The organism is Lysobacter sp. Hz25, from assembly GCF_046097045.1.
GTDB lineage: Bacteria > Pseudomonadota > Gammaproteobacteria > Xanthomonadales > Xanthomonadaceae > Lysobacter > Lysobacter antibioticus_B.
The window spans coordinates 2,146,400-2,164,293 of the sequence record NZ_CP175666.1; the positions used below are offsets into that span (position 1 = coordinate 2,146,400).

14 protein-coding genes are annotated in these 17,894 nt (G+C 68.6%); 6 read left to right on the forward strand and 8 right to left on the reverse strand.

The features are described 5' to 3' along the window. The first annotated feature begins 162 nt into the window (after positions 1-162). A complete protein-coding gene (gene tldD / locus ACKN61_RS09135; protein WP_031372519.1) occupies positions 163-1,605 on the forward strand; it encodes a metalloprotease TldD in 1,443 nt (480 codons plus the stop codon). Positions 1,606-1,735: 130 nt separating this feature from the next. On the opposite strand, the gene yjgA is transcribed toward tldD, so the two are convergent. Then, complete coding sequence (gene yjgA, locus ACKN61_RS09140) at positions 1,736-2,311, reverse strand: ribosome biogenesis factor YjgA (protein WP_408953217.1); 576 nt, start codon at positions 2,309-2,311, stop codon at positions 1,736-1,738. 96 nt (positions 2,312-2,407) lie between these two features. Between yjgA and pmbA the strand changes: the two genes are divergently transcribed. The 4 genes from pmbA (at position 2,408) to ACKN61_RS09160 (ending at position 7,145) form a co-directional block, all read left to right on the forward strand. Further along, on the forward strand, positions 2,408-3,778 hold the full coding sequence (gene pmbA / locus ACKN61_RS09145; protein WP_223619607.1) for a metalloprotease PmbA: 1,371 nt from the start codon (positions 2,408-2,410) through the stop codon (positions 3,776-3,778). 143 nt (positions 3,779-3,921) lie between these two features. Continuing rightward, a complete protein-coding gene (locus tag ACKN61_RS09150; protein WP_408953218.1) occupies positions 3,922-5,421 on the forward strand; it encodes a DUF1800 family protein in 1,500 nt (499 codons plus the stop codon). Between the two features lies 1 nt (position 5,422). After that, positions 5,423-6,562, forward strand: a complete 1,140-nt coding sequence (locus ACKN61_RS09155; protein ID WP_408953219.1) for a DUF1501 domain-containing protein — start codon at positions 5,423-5,425, stop codon at positions 6,560-6,562. Positions 6,563-6,797: 235 nt separating this feature from the next. Continuing rightward, positions 6,798-7,145, forward strand: a complete 348-nt coding sequence (locus tag ACKN61_RS09160; protein WP_031372524.1) for a DUF4870 domain-containing protein — start codon at positions 6,798-6,800, stop codon at positions 7,143-7,145. Positions 7,146-7,257: 112 nt separating this feature from the next. Here the strand turns inward: ACKN61_RS09160 and ispA are convergent, their stop codons facing one another. From ispA to tilS, 3 genes are all read right to left on the reverse strand, one after another. Beyond that, positions 7,258-8,139, reverse strand: coding sequence for a (2E,6E)-farnesyl diphosphate synthase (gene ispA, locus ACKN61_RS09165; RefSeq protein ID WP_408953220.1), 882 nt, complete (start codon positions 8,137-8,139; stop codon positions 7,258-7,260). Continuing rightward, positions 8,132-8,416 (reverse strand): exodeoxyribonuclease VII small subunit, encoded by a 285-nt coding sequence (locus tag ACKN61_RS09170; RefSeq protein WP_408953221.1) that lies wholly within the window; start codon positions 8,414-8,416, stop codon positions 8,132-8,134. Before ACKN61_RS09170 ends, ispA begins: the two co-directional genes overlap by 8 nt. Before the next feature lie 234 nt (positions 8,417-8,650). Continuing rightward, positions 8,651-9,949: a tRNA lysidine(34) synthetase TilS gene (gene tilS, locus ACKN61_RS09175; RefSeq protein WP_408953222.1), complete on the reverse strand. Its 1,299-nt coding sequence runs from the start codon at positions 9,947-9,949 to the stop codon at positions 8,651-8,653. A gap of 108 nt (positions 9,950-10,057) precedes the next feature. Here tilS and ACKN61_RS09180 point away from each other — a divergent pair, with 108 nt between their 5' ends. Beyond that, complete coding sequence (locus tag ACKN61_RS09180; protein ID WP_408953223.1) at positions 10,058-11,119, forward strand: NADH:flavin oxidoreductase/NADH oxidase; 1,062 nt, start codon at positions 10,058-10,060, stop codon at positions 11,117-11,119. Positions 11,120-11,180: 61 nt separating this feature from the next. Here the strand turns inward: ACKN61_RS09180 and ACKN61_RS09185 are convergent, their stop codons facing one another. The 4 genes from ACKN61_RS09185 to ACKN61_RS09200 all read right to left on the reverse strand — a co-directional run bounded on the left by ACKN61_RS09185 (position 11,181) and on the right by ACKN61_RS09200 (position 17,576). Further along, positions 11,181-11,957, reverse strand: coding sequence for a transglycosylase domain-containing protein (locus tag ACKN61_RS09185; protein ID WP_408953224.1), 777 nt, complete (start codon positions 11,955-11,957; stop codon positions 11,181-11,183). Positions 11,958-11,982: 25 nt separating this feature from the next. Then, positions 11,983-12,942 carry an acetyl-CoA carboxylase carboxyltransferase subunit alpha gene (locus ACKN61_RS09190; RefSeq protein ID WP_031372530.1) on the reverse strand — a complete coding sequence of 320 codons (960 nt, stop codon included), beginning with the start codon at positions 12,940-12,942 and terminating at the stop codon, positions 11,983-11,985. A gap of 149 nt (positions 12,943-13,091) precedes the next feature. Next, positions 13,092-16,616, reverse strand: coding sequence for a DNA polymerase III subunit alpha (gene dnaE, locus ACKN61_RS09195; protein ID WP_408953225.1), 3,525 nt, complete (start codon positions 16,614-16,616; stop codon positions 13,092-13,094). Positions 16,617-16,946: 330 nt separating this feature from the next. Further along, positions 16,947-17,576: a hypothetical protein gene (locus ACKN61_RS09200; protein ID WP_408953226.1), complete on the reverse strand. Its 630-nt coding sequence runs from the start codon at positions 17,574-17,576 to the stop codon at positions 16,947-16,949. Positions 17,577-17,894 lie beyond the last annotated feature (318 nt).

Here is a 17,894-nt window from a genome sequence, read left to right on the forward strand (position 1 = left end):
GGTTGATTGCGCCGGCCGGCGCCACCATTTCGGTTTCGACAACGCGGTTGCGACACGGTTTCCCGCGCCGCAGCCGTCCACACTCGTCCGGGTGGCCGCGGACCGCGCCAAACCGCCGCCGCGCCGCCTAAGATGACCCTTCCACGTCCCCATGGTTCCGATATGACCCTTCCCCTGCAGATCGCCGAAAACCGCCTCTTGTTGCCCGCCGGGCTCGATGCCGGCGGCCTGGAGCGCAGCTTCGGCACCTTGCTCGGGCCGGGCATCGACTTCGGCGACCTGTATTTCCAGCATTCGCGCCGCGAGAGCTGGAGCGTCGAGGACGGCATCGTCAAGGACGGTTCGCATTCGATCGAGCAGGGCGTCGGCGTGCGCGCGATCAGCGGCGAGAAGACCGGCTTCGCCTATTCCGACGAGATCAACAGCGAGGCCTTGCTGGCGGCATCGAGGTCGGCGCGCGCGATCGCCCGCGACGGTCATGCGCAATCGGCGAAGACGCTGGTGCGCGGCGGCGGGCGTTCGCTGTACCCGAGCGAAGATCCGATCGACTCGATCGGCAACGAAACCAAGGTCGAGGCGCTGCGCCGTATCGACAAGCTGCTGCGCGCGGCCGACCCGAGGGTCAAGCAGGTCATCGTCAGCCTCAGCGGCGGCATCGACACGATCCTGGTGGCGCGCAGCGACGGTGTGCTAGCCGCCGACGTGCGCCCGCTGGTGCGGCTGAACGTGCAGATCATCGTCGAACACAACGGCCGCCGCGAAAGCGGTTATGCCGGCGGCGGCGGCCGCTACAGCTACGCCGAGCTGCTCGGTGGCGACAAGCCCGACCGGCTCGCGCGCGAAGCGCTGCGCCAGGCGCTGGTGAACCTGGAGGCGATCGATGCGCCGGCCGGCATCATGCCGGTCGTGCTCGGCCCGGGCTGGCCCGGCGTGCTGCTGCACGAAGCGGTGGGCCACGGCCTGGAAGGCGATTTCAACCGCAAGGGCACCTCGACCTATGCCGGCCGCATGGGCCAGCGCGTGGCCTCGCCGGGCGTGACCATCGTCGACGACGGCACCCTCGACGGCCGCCGCGGTTCGCTCAACATCGACGACGAAGGCACGCCGACCAACTGCACCACCTTGATCGAAGACGGCGTCCTGGTCGGCTACATGCAGGACACCCTCAATGCGCGCTTGATGGGCATGGCGCCGACCGGCAACGGCCGCCGCGAGTCCTTCGCCCATCTGCCGATGCCGCGCATGACCAACACCTACATGCTGGCCGGCCAGCACGATCCCGAAGAGATGATCCGCTCGGTCAAGAAGGGCCTGTACGCGGTCAACTTCGGCGGCGGCCAGGTCGACATCACCAGCGGCAAGTACGTGTTCTCTGCGACCGAGGCCTATCTGATCGAAGACGGCAAGGTCACCGCGCCGGTCAAGGGCGCGACCCTGATCGGCAACGGCCCGGAGACGATGCAGAAGGTGCGCATGATCGGCCACGATCTCGCGCTCGACGAAGGCGTCGGCGTGTGCGGCAAGGACGGGCAGAGCGTGCCGGTCGGCGTCGGCCAGCCTTCGCTGTTGATCGAAGGCCTGACCGTGGGTGGCACCAGCGCGTGATCGCGGCGGCAAGCCATCGTTGCCTTCTCCCGCAGGCAGGAGAAGGCGACGCGGAGCGCCGGATCGCAGTGCGCGACGAGAGTCCGAGCCGGATGGCTCGGGCGGCGGGCTTCATCGCCGGCGACGAGCGTCAGTCGTCGGGATGGCCGTCGTCGATGGTTTCGTCGGCCGCATCGGCCGCGGCGCCCGCGCCGAGGATCACGTCGCGCAGTTCGCGATACAGCTCGCGGAACGAATGCGGCGGCTTGTTGCGCTTGCGCTCTTCCAACGTGTTGCGCGCGAGTTGGCGCAGACGCTGGCGATCGGCCTGCGGGTATTCGTCGAGCAACGCGGCCAGCGCCGTATCGCCTTCGGCGAGCAGGCGTTCGCGCCAGTTCTCGATGCGGTGCATCGCCGCGACCTCGCGCCGCGCCGCTTCGCCGTCCTCGTCGAGGGCATCGCGGATCGCTTCGAGCACCTCGTCGTCCTCGCGCCGCATCTGCTTGGCCAGGAACGCCAACTGGCGCTTGTGGGCGATGTTGGCGGTGATGCGCTTGCAATCGCGGATGTGCGGCAGCAAGGACTCGGGCACCGGCAGCTTGGACAGCTGGGCCTCGGTCAAGGACACCAGTTTCTCGCCCAGGGCCAGCACCTCCAGCGCCTCGCGCCGGTTCTGGCTCCGGCTGGGGCTGAGGAACTCGCCGGTTTCTTCGTCTCTGCCGCGCATCGCAAAACACCTCTCGTACCGTCAAACTGACCTGAATTCCCGCGCCGCCGACGCGCCGCGTACCGCAAGGATAAGACATTGAACGCAGTCGCCCTCATTCCGACCGCTTCGGCCCACACTTTCGCCGATCCCGAGGCGCGCCTGGACCTGCTCGCCGACCTGTCCCAGCGCCTGCTGGCGGCCGCCAAGGCCCGCGGCGCCAGCCAGGCCGAGGTTTCCTGCTCGGAGGAGGCGGGGCTGAACGTGAACGTGCGCATGGGCGAGGTCGAGACGGTCGAGGCCACCCGCGACCGCGGCATCGCCGTCACCGTCTATTTCGGCCAGCGCAAGGGCAGCGCCAGCACCGCCGACCTGCGCGACGAGAGCCTGGAAGCCACGGTCGAGCAGGCCTGTGCGATCGCCCGATACACCGAGGACGACGAGGCCGCCGGCCTGGCCGATCCGGCCCTGATGGCGAGCGATCTGCGCGATTTCGACAGCTGGCATCCCTGGGCGATCGACGCCGACCACGCCGTCGAGCTGGCCCTGGCCTGCGAAAGCGCGGGCCGCGACTACGACGCGCGGATCGAGAACTCCGACGGCGCCTCGGTGGGCACCGGCGCCAGCCTCGGTGTGTACGCCAACTCGCACGGCTTCGTCGGTCGCGAGCGCAGCACCCAGCACAGCTTCGGCTGCGCGATGATCGCCGGCCGCGGCGACGCCATGCAGCGCGACGGCTGGTACAGCTCGGCGTTGGCCGCCGACGACCTGGAATCGGCCGCCAGCGTCGGCCGCAAGGCCGGCGAGCGCACCATCGCCCGGCTCGCGCCGCGGCAGATCGCCACCGGCGACTACCCGGTGCTGTTCGCGGCCGAAAGCGCGCGCTCGCTGGTCGGTCATCTGCTCAGCGCGATCAGCGGCGGCGCCTTGTACCGCCAGGCCAGCTTCCTGCTCGACAGCGTCGGCGCGCAGTTGTTCCCGTCCTGGTTCCAGATCGAGGAGCAGCCGTTCCTGCATCGCGGTCTGCGTTCGACGTCCTTCGACGCCGAAGGCGTGGCCACGCGCGAATCGGCCATCGTCAGCGGCGGCGTGCTGCAGCGCTACGTGCTCGGCAGCTATTCGGCGCGCAAGCTCGGCCTGCAGACCACGGCCAACGCGGGCGGCGTGCATAACCTGCAGGTCGCGGCGAATGCCGGCGATTTCCCTGCGATGTTGCGCGACATGGGGCGCGGCCTGCTGGTCACCGAATTGATGGGGCAGGGCGTCAACACCGTGACCGGCGATTACTCGCGCGGCGCCGCCGGTTTCTGGGTCGAGAACGGCCAGATCCAGTATCCGGTCGACGGCATCACCATCGCCGGCAATCTGCGCAAGATGTTCGCCGCGGTCGAAGCGGTCGGCAGCGACGTCGATTACCGCTCGCACGTGCGCACCGGTTCGATCCTGGTCGGCCGCATGACCGTCGCCGGCGAATCGGTCGAAGAATGACCCGCGAATGAACTCATGAACATGAGGTCGCGAGAGTGAGATCGGGTTAGCGGAATCGGGAGCGCGTCGCCAAAGCGGCCCGATCCTGTCAACGCAAGCGGCATCAGGGCGTTCATCCTGGAACTCCACTCCTGGGAGGCCGCATGAGTGCAAGCAAGGCGACGGCCGCCAATCGTTTCGGGCTCGGCGCCAAGCCGGGCGAACTCGAAGGCAGCGGCGACGGCCGCGAGATTCTGCTCGCGCAACTGCGCGAGCCGCCCCCGCTCGACGAATTTCACGGCCTGCCGAGCAGCGCCGTGACGATGACGCGCGAATACGAACAGCTCAGCGCCGCCCGCGCAGGCCGGGCCAAGACCGCGCCGCCCGCGGCGATGGGCGATATGCAGCCCGGTGCCTCGATGAGCGCTGCGGATGCGATGGCGCCGGTTCAACCTGCGGGCGAGGCCGTCGACGTCGACCAAGCCGGCGAACGCGCCGAGCAGATGCGGCGCGACCTGCGCCGTCGCCAGCTCGACGAATTCGCCGCGCGTTATCGCCATGCCTCGCGCACCGACCGGCCCTTCGTCGAGCGCCTGACCCAGTTCTGGTCGAATCACTTCGCGGTCTCCATCGACAAGGGCGATACGCGCTTGTACGCCGCGGCGATGGAGCGCGAAGCGATCCGTCCGCACGTGCTGGGCCGGTTCGAGGACATGCTGCTCGCGGTCGAAAGCCATCCGGCGATGCTGCGTTATCTCGATAATTCGATTTCGATCGGCAACGACTCGGCGGCGGCGCAGCGCGCCGAACTGATGCGTCGCGAACGACGCGGGCTCAACGAGAACCTGGCCCGCGAAATCCTCGAACTGCATACGCTCGGCGTCGACGGCGGTTATCGCCAGGACGACGTGCTCGAGCTGGCGCGTGCGATCACCGGCTGGAGCACCTTCAATTCGCGCGAGGCCAAGGCCGCCGGCGAGCGCATTCCCGACAACGCCTTCACCTTTCGCAAGGCCTCGCACGAACCCGGCGAACGTCGGGTGCTCGGCCGCCGTTACGCCGAAGGCGGGGTCGAGCAGGGGCGGGCGGTCCTGGCCGACCTGGCCAAGCATCCGTCCACCGCCCATCATCTGAGTTTCAAGCTCGCGCGCCATTTCGTCGCCGACCAGCCGCCGCCGGCGCTGGTCAAGCGCATGGCCCAGGCCTATCTGAGCCACGACGGCGATCTGCGCGCGCTGTACCGCGCCTTGGTCGAAAGCCAGGAGTCGTGGGCGGACAATGCGCGCAAGTTCAAGACGCCGAACGATTTCGTGGTCTCGGCATTGCGTGCCGGCGAGTTGCCGGTCGGCAACGATGCGCGCGCGCTGATCAATCTGCTGTCGAGCCTCGGCCAGCCGGTGTTCACCCCGCGTTCGCCGGCGGGCTTTCCCGACACCGCCGCCGACTGGAGCAGCCCTGACGGTCTATGGAAACGCATCCAGGCGGCGCAAATGCTCGCCGCGCGGATCGACCCGAAGGCGTCGGCGCCTTACCAATGCGCGGTATCGGTGCTCGGCAACGCCGCGGTCGACGGCGATTTCGCCATCGGCCTGCGTCGCGCCGGTTCCCTGAGGGACGGCTATGCGCTGTTGTTCGCCAGCCCCGCTTTCCAATGGAGGATCTGAGATGGATTCGCAACGCCGAGGTCTGTTGGCTGCATTCGGCGCGAGCGCACTGCTGACCCTGTTCCCGAACGCGTCGCGCGCCGCCGGCGACGATGCGGATACGCGTTTCCTGTTGGTGTTGTTGCGCGGCGGGCTCGACGGCCTGCATTTGCTGCCGCCTTACGCCGATCCGGTGTATGCCGCCTTGCGCGGCGCCGGTGCGGTGGCCGACCCGATCCGCATCGACGCGATGTTCGGCCTGCATCCGGCGATGCAGCAGGCCGCGGCGATGTACCGCGACAAGCAACTGCTGCCGATCGTCGCGATCGCGCCGCCGTATCGCGCGCGTTCGCATTTCGATGCCCAGGACTGCCTGGAAAACGGCACCGCGCGGCCGAACGGCGCGCGCGACGGTTGGCTCGGCCGCTGCGTGCAGGCGCTGCCCAGCGAAGCCGGTTTCGCGGTCGCGGCGGTGATGCCGTTGGCGCTGCGCGGCAGCGAGCGCACCAGCAATTGGTGGCCGCCGTTGCCGAAAGGCGTCGACCCGCTGCTGCTGCAGCAATTGCAGCCGCTGTACGCCGCCGATGCGCGGCTCAGCGAGACCTTCGAGCAATCCACCCGCTCGGCGGCGCTGGCCCGCGAAGGCAAGGGCGCGTTCGCGCTGCCCGAGGCCATGCGTGTCGCCGCCGAACGCATGAGCGCGGCCGGCGGGCCGCGGATCGGTTTCGTCGAAGACACCGGTTGGGACAGCCATCGCAATCAGGCGCCGCAGTTGGCGCGCAAACTGGCCGAACTCGACCGCGGCCTGGCCGCTGCGCGCGAAGGCTTCGGCGCGGCATGGCCACGCACGGTGGTGGCGGTGGTGACCGAGTTCGGCCGCACCGCGGCGATCAACGGCACCGGCGGCACCGACCACGGCACCGGCGGCATGGCCCTGTTGTGCGGCGGCGCGGTGCGCGGCGGCCGCATCGGCGGCGATTGGCCCGGCCTGGGGCCGGCGCAACTCAACGAAGGCCGCGACCTGCGCGCGACCAGCGACCTGCGCAGCCTGTTCAAGGGCATCGCCATCGAACACCTGGGGCTGGCCGAGGGCGTGCTGGAAAAGCGCGTATTTCCGGACAGCCGCGGCATCTCGCCGCTGGCGGGTTGGCGGGCGGGCTGAGCGGCGGCTACGGCCGGGTTCGGGGTTCGGTGCCCGCTCGGCGGGTCGAGGTTCGCGCTCGCGGCTTCGCGCGATGGCCGGAAATCGTCCCCGCCGACGTTGCCTCGCCGGCGCCTATAGCGCGGATCGGCGTGGTTAACTGTGACGAAGAAAGGTTTATGATGACCATTAGGGGGCCGAGCCGTGGGCGCGGAACTTTTCTATCGACACCATCCAATCACGTAGGGGAAGCGTAATGAACGATATCAGTCAGGACGAGAAGACTTGGGGCATGCTGGCTCATCTGAGCACGCTGGTCGGTTTGATTATTCCCTTCGGCTCCGTCCTCGGTCCGCTGGTCGTTTGGTTGATCAAGAAGGACACCATGCCGTTCGCGGCGGAACAGGGCAAGGAAGCGCTGAACTTCAACATCACCGTGTTGATCGCTTTCATCGTCAGCGCGATCCTGACCATCGTGCTGATCGGTTTCCTGCTGATGCTGGCCGTCGGCCTGGCTTGGCTGGTCCTGACGATCATGGCCGCACTGGCCGCGAACAAGGGCGAGTCCTACCGTTATCCGATGACGCTGCGCCTGGTCAACTGATCGCGCGCTTCATCGCGGCACGACAAAGGCGGACTTCGGTCCGCCTTTGTTTTGGGCGATAGGTTCGCGATGGCGCTTTGTGGTGCGGCCGCGGCCGCAGCGGGAGTGCGGGTCAGCGATCGCGTTCGATCGCCATCCGTCCCAGCGCGCGCAGGGCGTGGGCGCGTTCGCCGAACGGCTCCAGCGCTTCGTTCATCGCCTGCGCGAGTTCGTCCAGGCGCGCGCGCGAAGCGTCGAGCCCGATCAGCGCCGGGAAGGTCGATTTGTCCTGCGCGGCGTCCTTGCCCGCGGTCTTGCCGAGGGTCTGGCTGTCGCCTTCGACATCGAGGATGTCGTCGCGCACCTGGAAGGCCAGGCCGAGCGCGCGCGCATAGCGGTCCAGCGCGTCCAGCGAAGCCGGATCGGCGTCGCCGCACAAGGCGCCCATGCGCACCGCGGCGCGGATCAGGGCGCCGGTCTTGAGTGCGTGCACGCGCTCCAATGCGGCCACGTCCAGGCGCACGCCCGAGCCGGTGGCGTCGATGTCGAGCGCCTGGCCGCCGCACATGCCGGCGACGCCGGCGGCTTCGGCGAGAGTGCGCAGCAGCGCGACGCGGATGCGGTCGTTGCTGTCGGTATCGGCGAGCACGGCGAAGGCCAGGGATTGCAGCGCATCGCCGGCGAGAATCGCGGTGGCTTCGTCGAAGGCCACGTGCACGGTCGGCTGGCCGCGGCGCAGATCGTCGTCGTCCATCGCCGGCAGGTCGTCGTGCACCAGCGAATAGGCGTGGATCAGTTCGACCGCCGTGGCCGGCGCATCGAGCACCGACGGCGCGACCTCGAACAGGGCGCCGCTGGCGTGGACCAGCAGCGGGCGCATGCGCTTGCCGCCGAGCAGCACCGCATGCCGCATCGCCATGTGCAGCAGGCGCGGTTCGTCGTCGGGCGAAGGCAGCGCACGCGCAAGCGCGGCGTCGGCGCGTGCGCGCCAATCGCGCAAGCTGCCGTCAAGCATCGGTGTCGTTGCCCGGGTGGCCTGGGTGACTGGCTTGGGCGAACGGTTCGGCGCCGGCCGGGTCCTGCGGGTCGGTCAGCAGGCGCACGCGCAGTTCCGCCTGTTCCAGCGCGGTCTGGCAGCGCCGGTACAGGCCGACGCCGCGTTCGTACGCGGCCAGCGAATCTTCCAGGCTCATCTCGCCGTGTTCCATCTTGTCGACGAGTTGCTCGAGGGCGTCGAGCGACTGTTCGAAATCGGCGACGGGCGAGGCTTCGGTAGGGGTTTTACGGGCCATGTGAGAAGTGTGCGGCGGGGGAGGGGCAGGGTCAATGCGGCGGCGCATGCGCGACTGCGCCCAGGGGCCGCAGGTGGCAGCGCTAAAGCGGCCCAGGCCGCGATCAAGAGCGCTTTAGCGGCCTCGGGCCGCGATCAATGAGCGCCTTAGCGGCTAAGGCCGCGATCAAAGAGCGCTTTAGCGGCCAGGCCGCGATTCAAGAGCGCCAGGCGGCTCAGGCCGCCGCTCCGCGCTTCAAGTCCAGAGCAGGCGCGCCCCGCGTTCGCGCAGCCAGGCGTCCATGCGCGCCGACAGCAGCAAGTCGCCGGCCGCCAGCAATTCGCCGTCGGCGCTCGACAGCAAAGGCAGGCGGCGCCGCTCCCACGGCGGTACCCCGAGATCCTGCAGCGCCTGCTTGAGCGCATGGCGATGGCTGCGCCCTGGCAGAGCGATGCGCTCGCCGCCGCGGCGGCCGTGGGCGAGGCAGGGCGCCTGGAAGCGGTCGGCGCCGTGCAGGCGCCACTCGCCGCCGTCGGGCAGCGGCAGCGCATGGCGGCCGTCCCATTCGACACTCCAATCCTCGGCCAGGGGCGGGCGTTGGCGCTCGGCGTGCAGCAGGTCGCGCCAGGCGCGCACGACCGCACCGTGCCAGACGAATTCGGCTTCGGCGTCGGCCCGGGCGTCGAGCAACTGCGATTCGATCTGCGCCACGCCTTCGGCCGGCAACGGCGGCAAGCCGAGCGTGGCGACCCAACGCCGCAGCACGCGCGCGCGGCGCGCGCTGGGCAGCGCGCGCAGGCGCGAGCGCGACAGCGCCTGCGGATCGAGGCTGCGCACCTGGGCCAAGGCGATCGCATCCTCGCTGTCGAGCAATTCGGCGGCTTGCGCGTTCAAGCGGGCGGAGGTGGCGAAGGCCGCATCGGCCTGCGGCCAGCGTTCGCGCAACACCGGCAACACGCGATGGCGCAGGAAATTGCGGTCGTAGCCGTGTTCGTCGTTGCTGGGGTCGTCGATCCATTGCAACCGCTGCGCCGACGCATACGCCTGCAAGGCTGCGCGCGGCAGATTCAGCAGGGGCCGCCATAGCCTGCCGCGCCCGCAATCGCGCCAGGCGCGCATCGCCGCCAGGCCGTCCGGCCCCGAACCGCGCAACAGCCGCAGCAGCACGGTCTCGGCCTGGTCGTCGCGATGATGGGCGAGCAGCAGGGTCTCGCCTTCGCCCAGGCCGGCCGCGAAGGCGGCGTGGCGCGCGCGGCGGGCCGCGGCTTCCGGGCCATCGCCGCCGGCGAGGGCAACCGATACCCGCGAAACGCTGAATTCCAGGCCGAGCCGGGCGCAGTTTTCGGCGCAATGCGCGGCCCAGGCGTCGGCCTGCGGATGCAGCCCGTGATGCACGTGCCAGGCGCGCACACCCTGCGCCCGGGCCTGCGGCGAAGCGGCCAAAGCGTGCAGCAGCACGCTCGAATCGAGACCGCCGCTGTAAGCCACGCACAGCGGCGTCGGCGGCAATGCGGCGAGGGCTTGTGTGATCGCGTCGGCAGTCGGCGGGGGCATCGCGGCATGGTGCCATGGCGGCGGGACGCAGCAACCCACCGATGATGCTGCGCCGGCCGGCGCAGGCGATTAACGTCGTTTCTCCACATTCATAGCAGGCAAACCACCGTGTCCCGGCTTTTCGCTCCGCTGTCGCAACGATCGCTGAAGTTGCGCAACCGTCTCGTCGTGTCGCCGATGTGCCAGTACTCGGCCGTCGACGGGCTGCCGAACAACTGGCATCTGGTTCATCTGGGCAGCCGAGCGGTCGGCGGCGCCGGCCTGGTCATGACCGAGGCCTGTGCAGTGTCGCCGGAAGGACGCATTTCCGCCGCCGACACCGGCCTGTGGAACGCCTCGCAGGCCGAAGCCTGGCACCGCATTACCTGTTTCCTGCGCTCGCGCGAGGCGGTCGTCGGCGCCCAGCTCAGCCATGCCGGGCGCAAGGCCAGCGTCGAAGCGCCGTGGCTCGGCGGCAAGGCGGTGCCGGCCGACGCCGGCGGATGGACGCCGGTGGCGCCATCGCCGTTGCCGTTCCGCGACGACTCGACCGAGCCGCGCGAACTGCAGCCGATCGAGATCCGCACCGTGGTCGACGATTTCGCCGCGGCGGCGCAGCGTGCGCTGGATTCGTGTTTCCAACTGGTCGAGATCCACGCCGCGCACGGTTATCTGCTGCATCAGTTCCTGTCGCCGTTGTCGAACCGGCGCGACGACCGTTACGGCGGCAGTTTCGACAACCGCACGCGCTTGCTGCGCGAAGTGCTGGCGGCGGTGCGCGAGGTCTGGCCCGAGCGCTTGCCACTGTGGCTGCGGATTTCCGTGACCGACTGGGCCGACGGCGGCTGGGACATCGAACAGAGCGTCGAACTGGCGCGCATCGTCAAGGACCTCGGCGTCGACCTGATCGACGTATCCAGCGGCGGGCTGGTGCCGCACGCGCGGATCCCGAACGAGCCCGGCTATCAGGTGCCGTTCTCGGCGCGGATTCGCCGCGAAGCCGGCATCGCCACCGGTGCGGTCGGCCTGATCACCGAAGCGGCGCAGGCCGAACGCATCGTCGCCGACGGCGAGGCCGATGTCGTGCTGCTCGCCAGGCAGTTGTTGCGCGACCCGTATTTCCCGCATCGCGCCGCACGCGAACTCGGTACGACGACGCACGTGCCGGAGCAGTATCAACGGGCTTGGTGAGGCCCGCGTTTTTGAGATCCGAGTTGCTGAAATCCGCGGCTCCGGCTCGGGCAAGCCGGCTTCAATGCGCCGGCTTGCAGGCGATGGGCTTGAGTCGACTCAATTGCCGCATCGGATCGCCGTCGATCGCAACCAGATCGGACTTGGCGAGGGCGGCGGCGAAATGCGTGCGGAAGTCGGACGCATCGCAATAGGGGTCGATATAGCCCTCGGAGAAATTGAGGCTCAAAAGCGCCACGGTCTCTGCCTTGCTTAGGTGTTCTGCCGGCGCGCCGAAATAGGCTTGCGCTGCTTCGTCCAGGCCGGTGGTGCCGCGCCCGTAATCGGCGTGTTCGAGCACCATGTCGAGCATGCGCGTCGCCGGCCATTCGCGGCTGAGTCTTATGGGCAACGCGAGGCTTTGAAAATGCCGGTCGTATGAACGCTGTTGAAGTGCTTCTGCGTTAGAACCGATGCCGCTGTCCTGGACGACAGGCGCCGTTGGCGGTTTCGATACCTGTTCGATCAGGTAATCCGTGGAGTAGGAGGCCATTTCAAGCAAGCGCAGATCGGCCGGGGTTTGTAACTCCACGCTCGGGTTGAACAGGTAACGCACGCTGATCGACGCAGCGGTAACCGGGTAGGTGATCGCATTGAATTTACGTACCGAGATTTCGCCGCGGCCGCCCAACTGATCCCACAGCAGGGCTCGGGTGGCGTCAGGGTATTGCTGGCTCGGGCCCGGCAGTTGCCCGGGCAGACCGCGCGCGCCGTACCAATAGAGGCCTTGCAGGAACAGGCATAGCGCAGCGACCAGGGCGAATGCGCCGCCGAGCAGCCACTTGATCAGGACTTCCATGTCCGCGGCTCCGGGTGCGCTGGCCTTAGGCGGCTTCGTATGCGCCGTAGCCGCGCAGGCGCTCGTAACGGCGCTGCAGCAGGTCTTCGATCGGCAACGGTTCCAGCGCGTCGAGCTCGTTGAGCAGCACGGCTTTCAGGCGCGTGGCCATCTGCTTGGGATTGCGGTGGGCGCCGCCGATCGGCTCGCGCACGATCTTGTCGATCAGGCCCAGCTCGTACAGGCGCTTGGCGGTCAGGCCGAGCTGTTCGGCCGCGTCCTTGGCCTTCTCGGCGGTCTTCCACAGGATCGAGGCGCAGCCTTCCGGGGTGATGACCGAATAGGTGCTGTATTCGAGCATCAGGGTGCGGTCGCCCACGCCGATCGCGAGCGCGCCGCCGGAGCCGCCTTCGCCGATCACGGTGCAGATCACCGGGATCTTCAGTTCGGCCATTTCCAGCAGGTTGCGCGCGATCGCTTCGGACTGGCCGCGCTCTTCGGCATCGATGCCGGGCCAGGCGCCGGCGGTGTCGATGAAGGTCAGCAGCGGCAGATGGAAACGCTCGGCCAGCTTCATCAGGCGCAGCGCCTTGCGATAGCCCTCCGGACGCGGCATGCCGAAGTTGCGCTTGATCTTGCTCTTGGTGTCGCGGCCTTTCTGGTGGCCGATGATGACCACGCTGCGGCCGGCGATGCGGCCGAGGCCGCCGACGATGGCGGTGTCGTTGGCGAAAGCGCGGTCGCCGGCCAGCTCCTGGAACTCGTCGCACATCACCCGGATGTAATCGAGGGTGTAGGGACGCGCCGGGTGGCGGGCCAACTGCGAGATCTGCCACGAACTCAGGTCGCGGAAGATCTGCGCGGTGCGCAGGCGCAGCTTGTCCTGCAGGGTGTGGATTTCGGCGTCGATGTCGACGGCCGGGCCGCTGCTGGCGTGGCGCAGTTCCTGGATCTTGGCTTCCAGGTCGGCGATGGGCTGCTCGAAGTCGAGGTAATTCGGATTCATGCTCGGGCCGTTGGCCGGGTTGAGGCACAGTCTAGCCCAGGGCGGGGGGCCGTACCGAGAGGCATGGGAAAGGACGGAGGCGAGAAGCGAGGAGTGAGAGGCGAGTAACGGCGGCTTTGCGCACCCTCCTCACTTCTGCCCGCCCACTCCTAGCTCTGAGCCCAGGGCTTCGACAGGGTCAGCTTGACCGCCTTCACGCCGGGCTGCGCGCGCAGGGTGCCGACCAGGTCGGCATCCACGCGCACCGACTGGGTGCCGTTGAGGTCGAGCATGCCGGCGGCGCCGTCGCGCAGCAGATCCAGGCGGATCGGGGTCGGGCCGGGGCGCTGCTTGGCGAGCAGGGCGTCGACGCGCTGCCAGGTGCCGGGCACGCGCAGGTCCAGCCGCATCGACAGGCGCTGGGCGTGGCGCGAACACACCTGCGCGTAGTCCCAGCAACGCGCCGCGCGCAAGGCGAAGCCGCCGCTGAAAGCGTCCTCGCGCAAGCCGCCCTGGATCACCAGCAGGCGGTCGCGGGCGAGCATCGAGGCGAACTCGCTGTAGGTTTCGGAGAAGAACGCGCACTCCAGGCGGCCGCGGCCGTCCTCGATCTGCACGAACATCTGGCTGTCGCCTTTCTTGCGCAAGCCGACCACCTGGCCGGCGACGATGACTTCAAGCTCCGGACGCCAGCCGCTGCGCGCGCTTTCCGGGCGTTTTTCCCAGATGCCTTCGAGTTCGCCCAGGTCGGTGCCGACCAGGCTGCGCAGCTCGTCGCGGTACGGATCGAAGGGATGGCCGCTGAGGTAATGGCCGAGGGTTTCGCGTTCGCCGTGCAGGATCTGCGCGAGCGGCCATTCGTCGGCCTGCGGCAGGTCCAGGTGCAGCGCCGGTGCGGCCGCCTCGAAACCGCCGAACAGCGAAACCTGGCCGGCGGCGCGTTCCTTCGCCAGTTGGTCGGTGGCCTTGAGCACTTCCGGCAACTGCAGCATCAAGGTCGCGCGGTTGCGGCCAAGGCCGTCGAGCGCGCCGGCATGGGCCAGCGCTTCGAGCGCGCGGCGGTTGAGCTTGCCGGTGTCGACGCGCTTGCAGAAATCCAGCAGGTCGTCGAAGGGGCCGGCACGGCGCGCCTCGACGATCGCTTCGCAGACGCCGCGGCCGACGCCCTTCACCGCGCCGAGGCCGTAACGGATCGTATTGGCGTCGATCGCCTCGAACATGTAGTCCGATTCGTTGACGTGCGGCGGCAGCACGGTCAGGCCCATGACCCGCGCTTCGTCGAGGAAGTTGACGACCTTGTCGGTGTTGTCCATGTCCGACGAACAGGTCGCGGACATGAATTCGGCGGGGTAGTGACGCTTGAGCCAGCCGGTCTGATAGGCGACCAGCGCGTACGCGGCCGAGTGCGACTTGTTGAAGCCGTACTCGGCGAACTTCTCCATCAAGTCGAAGATCGGGCTGGCCTGCTTGGCCGGGATGTTGCGCTCGGCGCAGCCGGCCTCGAACTTGGCGCGCTCCTTCGCCATTTCCTCGGGCTTTTTCTTGCCCATCGCGCGACGCAGCATGTCGGCGCCGCCCAGCGAATAGCCGGCCAGGACCTGGGCGATCTGCATCACCTGTTCCTGGTAGACGATGACGCCGTAGGTCGGCCCCAGCACCGGTTCCAGGCTGTCGTGCGGGTAGGTGACCTCGGCGTTGCCGTGTTTGCGGTCGACCCAGTCCTTGTCCATCCCCGAGCCCAGCGGGCCGGGACGGAACAACGCGGCGAGCGCGATGATGTCTTCGAAGGTGTCGGGCTTGGCGCGCTTGAGCAGCTCGCGCATGCCGCGCGATTCGAACTGGAACACCGCGACCGTGTCGCCGCGCGCGAACAGCTCGTAGGTGGCCTGGTCGGTCAGCTCGAGTGCGGTGATGTCGAGCGGTTCCTGGCCTTCGCGGGCGCGGCGCTTGTTGATCGCGCGCACCGCCCAATCGATGATCGTCAGCGTGCGCAGGCCGAGGAAGTCGAACTTGACCAGGCCGACGGCTTCGACGTCGTCCTTGTCGAACTGGGTCACCGGGCTCTTGCCGCGGCCCTCGCCGTCGTGTTCGGCGAACAGCGGGCAGAAGTCCGACAGCGGGCTCGGCGCGATCACCACGCCGCCGGCGTGCTTGCCGGCGTTACGGGTCAGGTCTTCGAGCTCGCGCGCCAGATCGAGCAGGTCGCGCACGTCGTCTTCGCTGCGGTAGCGCGCGATCAGTTCGCTGGAGGCGAGCTCCGGGTTCTTGATCGCCGCTTCCGACTCGCCCAGGGCGTCGTCGAGCGAGATGCCCAGCGTGTTGGGAATCAGCTTGGCGATGCCGTCGACGAAACCGTAGGGATGGCCGAGCACGCGGCCGGCGTCGCGCACCACCGCCTTCGCCGCCATGGTGCCGTAGGTGATGATCTGGCTGACGCGGTCGCGGCCGTACTTCTGCGCGACGTAGTCGATGACCTCGTCGCGCCGGTCCATGCAGAAGTCGATGTCGAAGTCGGGCATCGACACGCGTTCGGGATTGAGGAATCGCTCGAACAGCAAGTCGTAGGGCAGAGGGTCCAGGTCGGTGATGCCGAGCGCCCAGGCGACCAGCGAACCGGCACCGGAACCGCGGCCCGGGCCGACCGGGATTTCATGATCCTTGGCCCAGTTGATGAAGTCCGCGACGATCAGGAAGTAGCCGGGGAACCCCATCTTGATGATGACGTCCAGCTCGATTTCCAGGCGTTCGTCGTAGACCTCGCGGGTCTTGCCCGGCGCCAGAGGATTCTTTTCCAGGCGCTTGATCAGGCCTTCGCGCGATTGCGCGCGCAGCCAGGATTCGATGGTGTGCTCGTCCGGCACCGGGAAGTCCGGCAGCGCGTACTCGCCGAGCTTGAGCTCGACGTTGCAGCGCGTCGCCAATGCCAGGGCGTTGTCGACCGCGTCGGGCACGTCGGCGAACAGCTCGCGCATTTCCTCGGTCGACTTGACGTACTGCTCGGCGCTGTAGTCGCGCGGGCGCTTGGGGTCGTCGAGCACGCGCCCGGAGGCGATGCACACGCGCGCTTCGTGCGCCTCGTAGCCTTCGCGGTCGAGGAAGCGGGCGTCGTTGCTGGCGATCAGCGGCAGGCCGCGCTTGCTCGCGGCCTGCATGGCGAAGGCGTTGAAGGCCTCTTCGCCGTCGCGCTGGCTGCGGGTCAGTTCCAGGTGCAGGCGATCGCCGAACACGCCTTGCCAGTCGACCAGCCAGGCATGGGCGAGTTCGACCCGGTTGCTGGCGGCGAGACGGCCGGCCAGGCTGTGACGGCCGGCGAGGGCGAACAGGCCCTCGTTGTCTTCGCGCAGCCATTCCGGGCGCAGCACCACGCCTTCGGTGCGGTGGCCTTCCATCCAGGCGCGGCTGAGCAGGCGCGACAGGGTCAGGTAGCCGCCGCGGTCGCGGCACAGCAGGGTCAGGCGCGAGGCGGTCTCGTTGCCGTCGGCCAGGCCGACGTCGGCGCCGATGATCGGCTTGATGCCGGCGCCTTCGCAGGCCTTGTAGAACTTGACCGTGGCGAAGAGGTTGTCGATGTCGGTCAGCGCGACGGCCGGTTGGCCGAGCGCGACGCAGCGTTTGACCAGTTCGCCGATGCGGATCGTCGAATCGGCGAGCGAGTATTCGCTGTGCAGGTGAAGATGAACGAATGGAGCGGACATGCGTACCGTTTCTGCGGCCGTACCGGGTGGATTCAAGCCGTGGGACGGCAAGCGGATTGCGTGCCGAACAGCAGGGTATCAGCCCGGTGGCCGGCGGCAAGCCTTGACAGGCTTGGATGGCCGCCCAGAGGTCGATCTCGCCGGGTTGCGACAAGGCCGCGTTCGGCCGGCGGCGGGGCCGTATCGCCCGCTGTTACAGGCCCGGTTATGGGCCGGTTGATTGGCCCGTTACTCGGGCCGTTATTCGGCACCGCGGCGGCGCCGGCGAACCGGGCGCCGATGGGGGGCATCGGTGCCGATTCGTCGCGCCGGCGGGCGGACCGGACGCGTTCAGGCGATCCGGAACACCGGTTCGGGCGAGCGTCCGTTCGCGTAGTGGCTGTCGTTGACCCGGGCGTTGTGCTGCAGCAGCGACAACTCGGCGATACGGTCGCGGACCCAGGCCGCGCGTTGCTCGGCGTCGTCGCCGCTCGGATGCTCGATCCGCCGGTAGACACAGAAATCGCGGTAGTCCTCGGCTTCGGCGGCGAACGCCGGCCAGGTCAGCTCGATCAGCAGCACGTCGTCGAGCAAGCCGAGCAGGGGCACCTTGTCCGGGATCAGGTCCTGGTCGTTGTCGACGTAGGCGAACAGCTTGGCCAGGCGCGCCTGCATCGCCGCGTCGCTGTCCCAGGCCGGGTCGGCGGCCATCGCGCGCAGGTCCAGCAGGCTCTGCATGCGCTCGTCGACGACGCGACGGGCTTCGCTGGCCGGCAGCGCCGCCAGCCAGCCGGCCAGGCGCTGCAGGCGCGCGGCGTCGACGCGCGCGGCATCGGGGTGCAACTCGTGCACCAGGGCATCGAAAGCGGCGATCGCGGCGGGGGTGATCGCCATGGCCGGCTCGTAGCCGACGCGGTTGCGCGGCAGGGCGCTATCGCGCTCGAACGGCAGCGGCTCGGAAGTCGGAGTGGGATGAGGCATGCGCATGAAACACCTCGCGTCCGGCCGGATAAGAAGGGCGGGATGCGCGCCGCGGGCCGGAGGCGACGCGAACCTGGGGAGCTTGCGAATCCACTCTGCGCCTGACGGCAGTGTGGGCGCGCCGGTATGAAGTCGTTGTGACCACTGGCACGGGATGCGTATTCAGCCGATGGGCGGTCGCGGTGGCGGGAACTTCGGCGGTGTTGTCGATTTTTCGGCGGGGTCGTTGCTTCAGGGGTAGGAGCGGCGCGAGCCGCGACCGTGTTTTTAACGGTTGCGGCGTTGTTCTCGGAGATGCGGGAACGTCTCGGCGTCGTT

What these genes read in the sequence shown, in the direction of transcription:
- tldD (WP_031372519.1), top strand. Translation starts at nt 163, where the DNA reads ATGACCCTTCCCCTGCAGATCGCCGAAAACCGCCTCTTGTTGCCCGCC.
- yjgA (WP_408953217.1), bottom strand. Translation starts at nt 2,311, where the DNA reads ATGCGCGGCAGAGACGAAGAAACCGGCGAGTTCCTCAGCCCCAGCCGG.
- ACKN61_RS09150 (WP_408953218.1), top strand. Translation starts at nt 3,922, where the DNA reads ATGAGTGCAAGCAAGGCGACGGCCGCCAATCGTTTCGGGCTCGGCGCC.
- ACKN61_RS09155 (WP_408953219.1), top strand. Translation starts at nt 5,423, where the DNA reads ATGGATTCGCAACGCCGAGGTCTGTTGGCTGCATTCGGCGCGAGCGCA.
- ACKN61_RS09160 (WP_031372524.1), top strand. Translation starts at nt 6,798, where the DNA reads ATGAACGATATCAGTCAGGACGAGAAGACTTGGGGCATGCTGGCTCAT.
- ispA (WP_408953220.1), bottom strand. Translation starts at nt 8,139, where the DNA reads ATGCTTGACGGCAGCTTGCGCGATTGGCGCGCACGCGCCGACGCCGCG.
- ACKN61_RS09170 (WP_408953221.1), bottom strand. Translation starts at nt 8,416, where the DNA reads ATGGCCCGTAAAACCCCTACCGAAGCCTCGCCCGTCGCCGATTTCGAA.
- tilS (WP_408953222.1), bottom strand. Translation starts at nt 9,949, where the DNA reads ATGCCCCCGCCGACTGCCGACGCGATCACACAAGCCCTCGCCGCATTG.
- ACKN61_RS09185 (WP_408953224.1), bottom strand. Translation starts at nt 11,957, where the DNA reads ATGGAAGTCCTGATCAAGTGGCTGCTCGGCGGCGCATTCGCCCTGGTC.
- ACKN61_RS09190 (WP_031372530.1), bottom strand. Translation starts at nt 12,942, where the DNA reads ATGAATCCGAATTACCTCGACTTCGAGCAGCCCATCGCCGACCTGGAA.
- dnaE (WP_408953225.1), bottom strand. Translation starts at nt 16,616, where the DNA reads ATGTCCGCTCCATTCGTTCATCTTCACCTGCACAGCGAATACTCGCTC.
- ACKN61_RS09200 (WP_408953226.1), bottom strand. Translation starts at nt 17,576, where the DNA reads ATGCCTCATCCCACTCCGACTTCCGAGCCGCTGCCGTTCGAGCGCGAT.